The sequence below is a fragment of the Desulfobacteraceae bacterium genome (assembly GCA_022340425.1).
Lineage (GTDB): Bacteria > Desulfobacterota > Desulfobacteria > Desulfobacterales > JAABRJ01 > JAABRJ01.
In genome coordinates this window covers 1-10931 of record JAJDNY010000142.1, presented here as the reverse complement: position 1 = coordinate 10931, position 10931 = coordinate 1, and the positions used below count along the sequence as shown (strand labels likewise).

10 protein-coding genes are annotated in these 10931 nt (G+C 67.7%); all 10 read right to left on the bottom strand.

Features of this window, described 5'->3' with window-relative positions:
- Positions 1–375 (bottom strand): molybdenum hydroxylase (locus LJE63_12355; GenBank protein MCG6907397.1); only part of this gene is annotated, 375 nt, incomplete at its 3' end.
- A gap of 43 nt (positions 376–418) precedes the next feature.
- Positions 419–1720, bottom strand: a complete 1302-nt coding sequence (locus tag LJE63_12350; GenBank protein MCG6907396.1) for a TRAP transporter large permease — start codon at positions 1718–1720, stop codon at positions 419–421.
- 9 nt (positions 1721–1729) lie between these two features.
- On the bottom strand, positions 1730–2230 hold the full coding sequence (locus LJE63_12345; GenBank protein ID MCG6907395.1) for a TRAP transporter small permease: 501 nt from the start codon (positions 2228–2230) through the stop codon (positions 1730–1732).
- A gap of 130 nt (positions 2231–2360) precedes the next feature.
- Positions 2361–3419 (bottom strand): TRAP transporter substrate-binding protein, encoded by a 1059-nt coding sequence (locus LJE63_12340; GenBank protein ID MCG6907394.1) that lies wholly within the window; start codon positions 3417–3419, stop codon positions 2361–2363.
- Between the two features lie 71 nt (positions 3420–3490).
- Positions 3491–4357, bottom strand: a complete 867-nt coding sequence (locus LJE63_12335; GenBank protein ID MCG6907393.1) for a hypothetical protein — start codon at positions 4355–4357, stop codon at positions 3491–3493.
- The gene (locus tag LJE63_12330) at positions 4354–5889 is read right to left on the bottom strand and encodes a 4Fe-4S binding protein (GenBank protein MCG6907392.1); all 1536 of its coding nucleotides are present in this window, start codon (positions 5887–5889) and stop codon (positions 4354–4356) included. The genes LJE63_12335 and LJE63_12330 overlap by 4 nt, the downstream gene beginning before the upstream one ends.
- A gap of 98 nt (positions 5890–5987) precedes the next feature.
- Positions 5988–7148 (bottom strand): amidohydrolase family protein, encoded by a 1161-nt coding sequence (locus LJE63_12325; GenBank protein ID MCG6907391.1) that lies wholly within the window; start codon positions 7146–7148, stop codon positions 5988–5990.
- Positions 7141–9429 carry a xanthine dehydrogenase family protein molybdopterin-binding subunit gene (locus tag LJE63_12320; GenBank protein ID MCG6907390.1) on the bottom strand — a complete coding sequence of 763 codons (2289 nt, stop codon included), beginning with the start codon at positions 9427–9429 and terminating at the stop codon, positions 7141–7143. The genes LJE63_12325 and LJE63_12320 overlap by 8 nt, the downstream gene beginning before the upstream one ends.
- A gap of 3 nt (positions 9430–9432) precedes the next feature.
- Positions 9433–10281 (bottom strand): FAD binding domain-containing protein, encoded by an 849-nt coding sequence (locus LJE63_12315; protein MCG6907389.1) that lies wholly within the window; start codon positions 10279–10281, stop codon positions 9433–9435.
- Entirely contained in the window at positions 10278–10748 is a 471-nt protein-coding gene (locus LJE63_12310; protein MCG6907388.1) for a (2Fe-2S)-binding protein, read from the bottom strand. Before LJE63_12310 ends, LJE63_12315 begins: the two co-directional genes overlap by 4 nt.
- Positions 10749–10931 lie beyond the last annotated feature (183 nt).

The window sequence follows — 10931 nt, the reverse complement described above, 5'->3', positions numbered from 1 at the left end:
CAGCCGGGTGCCCAGGTTGCGCTTGGCAAGCGTCGCGTCCACCAGCACGTCCGGCGCCAGCCGGGGCAGCAGGCGCGCCTCGGGGTCCACCAGGACCGGAATCTGGCCGGTGTCCCAGGCCCGCGGCACCCCGCCGATGTCCGCGGCCTTGACCGCCTGGACGCCCTCCACCGTCTGCCAGCCCTGGTGCAGCGCCTCGCAGAAGCTGACATTGCGGCGCACGGCCAGCGGGTCGGGGACTTCCAGCATGACCAGCCGGCGGATGTTGGCGCGGTAGAGGCGCCAGGCGACGCCGGAGGCCATTTCGCCGGCGCCCCGCAGGACCACCCGCAGCCCCCGGATGGGGTTGGCGTCCATGGTTTTAATTTCTGTCATCGGCCGCATCTCTCCTGTGGCGCAGCGGGCGCGCGCCGCCCGTTCAGCGCATCATGGCCGGCAGCACGGTCGCGATCTGGGGAAAGATCGTGATCAGCACCACCACCGCGAAGATTGCCAGCAGGAAGTACATGGCGCCCCGGAAGACGACCTCGATGGGCACACCGGCCACGCCGGAGATGACGAAGATGTTGAGCCCCAGCGGCGGGGTGATCAGGCCGGCCTCCATCATCAGCACCGAGATCACCCCGAACCAAATGGGGTCGAAGCCCAACTGCAGGATGGCGGGGAAAATGACCGGCAGGGTCAGGACCATCATCGAGGTGGCGTCCAGAAAGCACCCCAGCACCAGGTAGCCCAGCAGGATGATGGTCAGGATGATGTAGGGCGAAAGGTCCAGCCCGGTCAGCCAGCCGGCGAGACGCATGGGGATCATGCTGAGCGCCATGAAGTAGGTGAAGACGTAGGCCCCGGCCAGGATCATGAAGATCATGACGGAGATCTTGGCCGTCTCCTGCAGCGCCAGCCGCAGCCGGGTCCAGTCCAGGCGGCGCTTGAAGAGGGTCACGCAGAACAGGAAAAAGGCCCCGACACCGCCCGCCTCGGTGGGGGTGAAAAAACCCAGATAAAGCCCGCCCATCACCAGCAGGAAGCCCACCGCCAGCTCCCACACCCCTTTCAGCGCCAGCAGCTTCTCCTTCAGGCTGACCGTTTCCGGGCTGGCCGGCGCCGATTCCGGCTTCAGCGCGACCCAGACCACGATGATGACCACATAGGCCGCGGCCAGCAGAAACCCCGGCAGAAAGCCCGAGATCAGCAGTTTGCCGATGGACTGCTCGGTCAGGATCCCGTAGACCACGAAGCCGATGCTGGGGGGAATCAGAAACCCCAGGGTTCCCCCGGCCGCCACGCTGCCGGTGGCAAGATGCCGGTCGTAGCCGTAGCGCTGCATCTCGGGCAGCGCCACCCGCCCCAGGGTGGCCGCGGTGGCCACCGAGGAGCCGCAGATGGCGGCAAACCCCGAGCAGGCCCCGATGGTGGCGATCCCCAGGCCGCCGGGCAGCCGGCGCAGCCATTTGTCGGCCACGTCGTAGATCCCCTGGCTCAGGCCGCAGATGGTGGCCAGCTCCCCCATGATGACAAATAGGGGGATGACCGTGAAGGCGTATTGGGTGAAGGTGGAGTAGAAGGATTTGACCAGCGTCGGCATGGCCACCGCCGGATCGGTGATCAGGCTGATGCCGGCAAAGCCCACCAGTGCCAGGGTATAGCCGATGGGCATGCCGATCAGCAGCAGCAAAAACAGGACCCCGATACCCCCCAGGCCAACGATCAGTGGATCCATGCGGCTCCTTTAAGACGGCGGGTTTTTGGCGAACACCCCGTAAAGGGAGTTGACCAGCGACACCAGCAGCTCCAACGCCAGCACCAGGCAGGCCAGCGAGAGCAGGAAATGAAACGGGTAGAGCGGAACACCCAGCGAGTCCGAGGTCGTCCCGTAATGGTACTCCTCGATCCCCATCACCCAGCTCTGGTAGACCAGCAGCAGGACGACGCCCAGGCTCAGGGCGAAGGTCAGGCTGTCCAGTGCCAGGACCGCCCGGCGGGGCAGGAATTTTTCCAGGATGCGGACCTTGACGTTGGCCCCCATGCGCTGGGTGTAGGCCATGCCCAGCATGCCGAAAACCGCCAGCATGAACTCGCTCAGTTCCAGAGACCCCTTGACGGGCGCAGAAAAAAGATAACGGCCGGTGACGTCCACGGCCGTCAGGACCATCATGACCAGCACCCAGACCATGCCGGCTGAAAAGGCCCAGCCGGTCAGGCGATGAATGATGTTTTCTTCGGAAATCATGCGGTTTTACCGTCAGCGTCGCGGCAATCGATGACGCCGGATTTGGGTTGGTCTGGAATGCCTCTCCGGGCCCGCCGGCGGGCGGCGCGGCGGGCCCGGAGAAGCGGCGGCAATCACACCGAACCTCGCCCTATTCCGCCGGCAGGATGTTGGTGGGCACGCCCTGCTCGGTCAGCACTTCCCTGAAATCCGCGATGGTCTTGCCCGCGGGCAGGCCTTTTTTCTCCAGCCCGTCTGCCCAGTTCACCATCACCCCTTGGAACTGCTTTTCCCAGCGGGCCTTTTCTTCGGGCGAAAGGGTGACCAGTTCGACGGTCTGGCCAAAGGCATCCATGGATTCCTCATACCAGTGCTCGTCAAACATGTTGTGCAGCTTGTAGGCGTTGCGGGCGACCTCCTCGATGATCGGCTTGAGATCCTCGGGGGTGCGCTCCCAGGATTTCTGGTTCATGAAAAGGCCTTCGGAGACGCAGCCGAAGGAGACCGGCACACCGTAGTCGGCGACCTCGTAGAGCTTGAAGGCCTTGACCAGCGCCGGGCAGGTGACCACGCCGTCCAGCACGCCGGTTTCCATGGACAGATAGACCTCGCCCAGCGGCATGAAAACCGGGGTGGCGCCCAGGGATTCGATGCACAGAGTCTGGATGCCGCCGGGGCTGCGGATCTTCATCCCCTTCAAGTCCTCCATTTTTTCGACCTTCTTGGTGGTCCACAGGTGCGCCATGACGCAGTTGTTGATGTGCAGGACCTTGACGTCCTTGAACTCGTCGCTGAGGCCCTTTTCATACATCGCCATGCCGATCTCGACCCCCTTCCACTTGGCCGGGCAAACCATCGGCGAGGAGAGCACGTCGGTCAGCGGAAACCGGCCGGGGGTCCACGTCAGGGTCGCATAGCCCATGTCGGAGAGGCCGGTCTTGACGATGTCGTAGTGGTCGGGCCCCTTGCCCAGGGCGCCGCCGGCAAACATCGTGTAGGTGATGCGGCCGTCGCTGCGGGTTTTCATCTCCTCCAGCATCGGGATCCAGAGATTCTGAACATCGGCGCCGGCCGGAACGTGCCAGGTGCTGAAGCGGATGTGCATCTTGCCGTCCTCGGCCCGGGCCGCCGGGGAGAGGCCAAAACCCATGACGAGACCGATGGCCGTGACGATAGCCAAGGTGGCGGTAATACGGCTTGTGAGCTTCATAATCCCTCCTATCGGGTGAAAGTTTGGGAATCGGGTCCACCGGGGACCCCATTCGGAAAAGGGCCGCACCTTCAGGCCAGTGCGGCCAGCTCCGCAAAGTGTTTGCAAAAATCGGCGGTCTGGACCACCTCCCGGCCGACCGCGGCCAGGGCCCCCCGGATCACCCCTTTTCGGGTGAGCTCTTCGGCCTTGCGCAGGGCGTTTGAGAGGGCCTCGCAGCGCTGCGCGCCGGTGAGGTCTCCCACCGCAACGGTCACCAGCAGCTCCGGGATGTCGGTGTTGGGGTCCAGCTGTGCGGCCGGCACGCGGAGCACGTCGGCTCCGGGTGCAAAGCAGGCATTGGCCACCGCGGTGGCGGCGGCGTCGGCCAGCGAGGCGCTGCGGGCGACAGCGGTGACCGCCGAGGCGATCCCGCAGGTGAAGCTGCGTCCGCCCAGGCCGCTGGTGGTCACCCCCCAGCTGCTGTGGCGGCCGTCCAGGGTCAGCACGTGGGAGATTGCGGGGTGTGCGATTTCCGGCCGCAGGCCCACCCGCGCGGTTTCGCCCGGCGCCAGGCGGATGGCGATGTCGCCGCCGTTATCCACGATCACCCGGCTCAGCCCCTGGCCGAAGAGCCGGTCGGCGACGGCGTCGGCCAAGGTGCCGGCCACGGCCGCCAGCGGGGTCAGGTCGGCATCGCCCACGGCGCGCACGCTGGCGATCATCTCCCGGGCCAGCGGCTCCGACGGCAGCCGGTCGATGCTGCCACCCGGCCGCTTGAGGACCGCCAGCTGGCCAGCCACGCAGGCCAGGCATTCGAAGGCGTAGCCGGCCGCTTCGGCCGCCAGGTCCAGCCGCGGCGCCGGCCCCTCCCAGGCCTGGATCACCAGCCGCATGGGGCCGTTTTCGGCCAGCAGCGCCCGGCCGCCGGGCAGCTCCATGATCCGCCGGTCGCTCATCCGGCGCCGCCTTCGCCCTCTTCGCCGGCCGGGTCGACGGCCTTGAAGGGCCTCATGGCCGCCACATGCCCCCCCATGGCCTCGTAGTCGGCCACCAGCATGGTGTATTCCAGCGGGCAGATGGTGGCAGGGGTGGGCGTCCAGTAGAAGGAGCCGGGCAGGACGCGCTCGACGTCCACCAGGAAAGAGATGCCGCCGCCGGGCCAGATGAAGCCGCCGGCACCGCCGACGGTGAGGTGGGCCTTGCCGGCGTGCACCGCCTGGGTCAGCTTGATGGGAAAGCGCGTCACCCCGGCCCGCGCGCTGCCGCCGCTGCCGGCGCTGTAGACGGCCGAGACCCGCGACGGCTCGCAGGAGTCCGCAATCGCTTTTAAGGCGAAGCGGGCCTTGTCGGTCAGGGGAATTTCACCCAGCGTGCCGTCCGCACCCACTTCGAAAAGGGCGCCGTTCTGGCCGGTGGTCTCGGTGATCAGGACGGTCATTCCCGGCCAGCCGACGGTCATGTCGATGTGGTCGATGACCTTCAGCGGATCGGTGATCGATGTGCCGCCCCAGCCCGCGCCATGGTCGCCGAAGTAGCGCCCCGGGGTGCTCTGTTTGAACTTCAACGCCACCCCGGTGGGCTTGACGCCGGCGAAAGTGCCGGCCACGTGGCGGCTCATCAGCCCCGTGATGTGGGCATCCAGCACCACCACCTCGTCGGCCGCGTCCTTCAGGAGCGGCGCGAAAATCCCCAGGGTGGCGCTGCCGCAGCCGACCCGCATTTTGGCCACCTCGCGGCCGTCGACCACCGGCGGCTTGCCCACCTGCACCAGCAGGCGGCTGCCGTTTTCGATCCGCAGCTTGACCGGCTTGCGGTTGGCGATGTCGGTGATGGTGCGCGCGACGGCAAAGCCGTTGGGGCCGGTCAGGCGGTTGACGCCGCCGATGTGCAGCATCTTGGAGCCGTACTGCTCGGTCTCCACCATCCCGACTTCGCGCTTGCCGGCGTAAACGGCCGCCCCCTCCTTGCCGATGGGGATGTCGGTGTCGACCTTGACGATCACCGAAGAGTAGCTCAGGGGGACCTCGGTCACCACCGTGACCACGTCCACCGCGCCGCGCCGCTCCCGGACGATGTGCGGCGCGGGCTTGCAGCAGGGGTAGGTGGTGCCCGCGCCGATGGCGGTCACGACGGGCTGTCGGATCTCCGGCCGGGGGTCCGGGCCGACGATCTCGCGCACCGCCGCAAACGGCACCAGCGGTGTTGTGCGCACCAGCCGGCCATCCTGGTTGCGGTAGCGGTGGCAGGCGCCGATGCCGGAGGGCGGCACCCAGCACTTGATGGGGCAGTGGCCGCACTCAAGCGCCGCCTCGGGACGCTCGGCCGCAGCCGTCACCGCGCCCTGCTCGCAGACCCGCACGCACACCCCGCAGGCGGTGCAGCGCAGGGGGTCGATCTGCGCCTTTTTCTTGACGATTCGCACGGCTTCGACCGGGCAGTCGCGCACGCAGAAGCCGCAGCCGATACACTTGTCCCCATCCACCAACATCACGGCCGTCTCCTCCCGGCAAGGGGGCCGGGGGCCCCTTCGCTCCGCTTTGCTCTCTTGCGGCCCCAGCCGCTGGTTCCTCCGCCGGCCGCCATCGCCTACACCACGGTGGGGGTGCGCTTGGGCGGCGGGGTGTTGCGGCTCTTGGCCACCACCACCTGGCCGTCCACCAGCACCATGGCCACCCCGGGCACATCGCCGGCTTCGATGGCGGCCAGGGCGTCGGCCCCCACCGAGCCCATGGGCGCATCCATGATCACCAGGTCGGCCTCGCGGCCGGCCGCGATCACGCCGCGGTTCAGTTTGTAGACCCGGGCGGTGTTGCCGCTGGCCATGCAGAGGGCCTGGGCTGCGCTGACCGGCGTCAGGCTGGCCAGGTGGTTGACCACCCGCAGGATGCCCAGCGGGATGACACCGGTCCCCGACGGGGCGTCGTTGCCGATGATCACCCGCCCCAGGGCGCCGGCTTCGGCGCACAGCCGGCCGGCCTCGACCGCCACCTTGGGATTGCCGCAGTGCACGATTTCGAGGGTCAGGTCGGTTTCCCGGATCAGCTTTTCAACCTCCACCGGGGCCACCGCCGTGGGGCCGCCGTTGAGGTGCGAGACCACATCCGGGTCGGTGGCGATCACCATCGCAGCGGTGATCGTGCTGCTGCCGGGAATCGAGGTCCCCCCGGTGTGCATCATCACCGTCATGCCGTTTTTCTTGGCCCAGCGCACCATGGGGGCGGCCTCTTCGGGGTCCTTGACGCTGCCCAGGCCGATCTCGCCCACCACGCAGACCCCTTCGCGGGCCATTTCCTCGAAGTCGGCCTCGGTCAGCCCCTTTTCCAGGATCACCGACCCGCCGAGGACCTTGGCCCCGCCGGGCCTGAAGTTGCGGTAGGCCTTGTGGGAGAGGATCGCCAGGGCCTTGGTGCCGGCCGGGTCTTTGGGCCGCCCTGGAAAGTGGACCTCACCGGCGGAGATCATGGTGGTCACCCCACCGTGAACCTCGCTGCTCAAAAAACCGACCTCGTTCTGGCGCGGGGTAAAGTCCCCCATCACCACGTGGCAGTGAGAATCGATCAGTCCGGGGGTCACGGTGGTGCCGTTGCAGTCGATGGTCTTGTCGGCCGTGACCGGCCCCATCGCTTCCAGCCGCCCGACCCGGCTGATCTTGCCGTCGACCACCAGGATGGCGTCCGCCGCCAGGACCGGATCGGCGATGTCGCCGCTGACCATCGTACCGATGTTTTTCAAGAGAACGCTACTCATGGGTTACCTCCCGGGGGCCGAAATGGCCCGACGTTATGCTGGCCGCCAAGACCCGCTCCAGGTTGGCGGGAAGGGAATAGATACGCTCGCCCAGGGCCTGGGCGATGGCGTTGACCACCGCCGGGGCGGTGGGGATCAGTGCCGGCTCGCCGACCCCCTTGGCGCCGTATGGCCCGGAGGGCTCCGCGGACTCGACGATGATCGGCACCACGGCGGGCATGTCGGCGCAAGTGGGGATGTGATAGTCTTTCATGGAAAGCGTCTTTTGGGGCGTAAACTCCTCCATCAGGGCAAACCCGACCCCCATGGCCACCCCGCCGCAGATCTGGCCGATCACGTTTTCGGGGTGGATCGCGCGGCCGACGTCATGGGACGCCACCACCCGCTCCACGGACACCTCGCCGGTGAGGGTATCGACCTCCACCAGGGCCAGGTGGCAGGCGAAGGCGTAGGTGGCGTAGGGAACCCCCTCGCCGCTGGCGGGGTCCAGCGGAACGGTTTCCGGGTCGAAGTACCCCTGCCAGGCGAGCGGGGCGCCCTTGGCTTGCAGCCGCCGCGCCAGCCAGGCGAAGTCCACCCGTTTGTCGGGGCTGGCCGCGATCAACACCTGCCCGTCTTCGAAGACCAGCGCGGCCTTGGGCGCCCGCAGGCGGTTGACCGCCTCGGTCTTGAGGACGTCGCCCAGCTTCTGGCAGGCATCCTTGACGGCGTTGCCCGAAATGTAGGTCTGGCGGCTGGCCGAGGTGGCCCCGGCGTTCGTGGTGTATTTGGTGTCGGCCACCACGGCGCGGATGGCGGCCGGATCGACCCCGAGGGTTTCGGCGGCGATTTGAACCAGCACCGTGGAGGAGCCCTGGCCGATGTCGGCGCAGCCGGTGAACAGGGTGATTCGGCCCTCCGGGTCCATCTCCACCCGGGCGGTGGAGGGGTTCTGGACGCCGGTGTTGCCGATCCCGTAAAACATGGCTCCCAGGCCGATCCCGCGCCGGCGGAAGGGTGCCGCCGGGCCCGCCACCCAGTTTTCAAGCGCCTCGCAGTAGTGCGGCCTGACCGCTTCCAGGCACGCGCCGATGCCGACGCTGGCCGTCAGCACCTGGCCGGTGGCGGTTTCGGAGCCCACCCGGAGGCAGTTTTTGAGGCGCAGCGCAAGGGGGTCCAGGCCCAGCGCCCGGGCATGCAGGTCCAGCTGGCTTTCGTGCGCAAAGGCCGCCTGGGGGGCGCCGAAGCCGCGCATGGCGCCGCAGAAGGGCTTGTTGGTGTAGACGCAGTGGCACTCGATATCGACGTTGGGGATTTGGTAGGGGCCGCTGACATGCACCGCCGCGCGCGAGGCCACGGCGATCCCGTAGGAACCGTAGGCGCCGGTGTCGCAGACGATGCGCGCCCGGATGGCCTTCAGCCGCCCCTCGGCGTCGGTGCCGGTCTTGAGGGTCAGGGTCAAGGGGTGGCGCTTGGCGGTCGCCCGGTAGGCCTCCTCGCGGCTGTAGACATAGCGCACCGGCCGCTTGAGGTGATGCAGGGCCAGCCCGATGAAGCCCTGGACGTTGAGGTCCAGCTTGGAGCCGAACCCGCCGCCGGTGGCCGCCTGGATGATCCGCACCTGGTGGTCGGCAAGCCCCAGCAGCGACACCACCTCCTTGTGGTCGTAGTGCGGGTTCTGGGTGGATGCGTAGATCACCAGGGTACCGTCGCTGTCCACGAAGCCGGCCCCGGCATCGGGCTCCAGGTAGTTGTGTTCGATCATCGCGGTGCGGTAGGTCTGCTCGATCACGCTGGCGCAGCCGGCAAAGGCGCCGGCCGCGTCACCGCGGCGGATGCGGCGGGTGAAGAGCAGGTTGCCCTTGGGATGAATTTTGGGGGCGTCGGGCTCAAGCGCCTCCAGGGGGTCCAGCACGGCCGGCAGCGGGTTGTAGGTCACCGCGATCGCAGCCAGGGCCGCCCGGGCGGCCTCTCTGGTTTCGGCCGCCACCAGGGCGACGGCATCGGCCGTGGAGCGCACCTTGTCGGCCGCCAGCAGCGGCTGGTCCTTGTTGATGATCCCCAGGGCGTTTTTGCCGGGGATGTCCGCGGCGGTAAAGACCCCCACGACCCCCGGGATCGCCAGGGCCTGGGCGACATCGATGGCGACCACTTCGGCATGATCGTGGACGCTGCGCAGGGCCTTGAGCACCAGGGGCCTGGGAAGCGCGATGTCGGCGGCAAAGAGGGCTTTGCCGGTGAGCTTTTCCAGCGCCCCCGCCCGCGGGATACTCCGGCCAATCGTTCTAAATTCTCGGTCCATGGTTCACACCATCGGATGCAGCATACGCATGAAAAGCCCTTGGATCGCCGGCTCCTTGTAGACCGCCGAGGACCTGCGGCCGGTAATGGCGATCATGTTTTCGGCCAGCACCCGGCCAGCCTCCCAGAGCAGCCCGACGCTGGGCACCTGCCCCAGCAGCATCGCCTCCACCCGCGGCATGCGCTGCGGGGTGGGGGTGCAGGATCCCAGCGAAAAGCGCAGGAAGCCGATCCGACCCGCGCTGTCCTTGTTGGCCATGTAGGCCATGCTCATCCGGGCGATGGCCAGCTCCTTGCGCCGCCCGATCTTCTGGAAATCGGCGAAGGCCACCGCGGCGGGCTTGAGTATGAAACGCACGATCAGTTCGTCTTTGGGCAGGGCGCACAGGTAGGGCCCCGAGGCGATCTCTTCGACCGCCACCAGGCGTTCGCCGCGGGGGCTGGCCAGCACCGCCCGGGCCTCGTGAATCACCAGCGCCGGCAGGGTGTCGCCGCAGGGGGAGCAGTGGGCGACATTGCCGCCGATGGTGGCGACATTTCGGATCTGCTGGCTGGCAAAGTTGACGGTGCTTTTCTGAAGCGCCGGGGCGTGGGTTTTGATCAGCGGCGAGCGCTGGATCTCGGCGATGGTCACCGCCGCCCCCACCGCAAGCCCCTCCGCGGTCAGGGCGATCTCCCGCAGGGGCTCCAGGCGGCTGACATCCAGCAGGCATTCGGGGGTGATCGCCCCCGCCCGAAGGTCCACCATCACGTCGGTGCCGCCGGCGACGATTTCGATTCCAGCAGCGTTTTCGGCCAGATAGGTCAGGGCCTCGGACAGCGTCCGGGGCCTGAAATAGCCCGCCGCGCTCATGGCTCACCCTCCCGGCCGCCGCGGCCGACGGCCTCGGCAATTGACGCGAAGATCTGCTGGTAGCCGGTGCAGCGGCAAATATTGCCCGCGATCGCCTTGGAAACCTGCCCGTGGTCCGGGCGGGGGTTTTCCCTCAAAAGGGCATGGGTGCTCATCAACAGTCCGGGGGTGCAGAAACCGCACTGCACGCCGTGCCGGTCCAGGAACGCCGCCTGCAGCGGGTGCAGTCCGCTCTCGGGGGCCAGTCCCTCCACGGTCAGCACCTCGCTGCCGTCCAGTTGGGCACCCAGCATCAGGCAGGAATTGACGGCTTTTCCGTCCACCTCGATGGTGCATGCGCCGCACTCGCCGATCCCGCAGCCCTCCTTGGTACCCGTGAGGCCGATCACATCGCGGATCACCTGCAGCGCGCTGGCCGTCGCGGGAATGTCCAGGGCCCGGGGCTGGCCGTTTAAGGTAAAGGCGATATGAACCGTTTTGGCATCCTTCCTCGTTCCTCTTTCAGATCCGAGACGACGACCGGGCGCGGCCGAGCCTGGCGCCCCGCCCGTCTACCGGGCTAGCGTAGGCCGTCCTCCCCCGCGATTTGGTCCACGGTCAACCCACCCACCCGCGGGGCCGGCCGGCCGGAATCCGTCACCCCGACGATC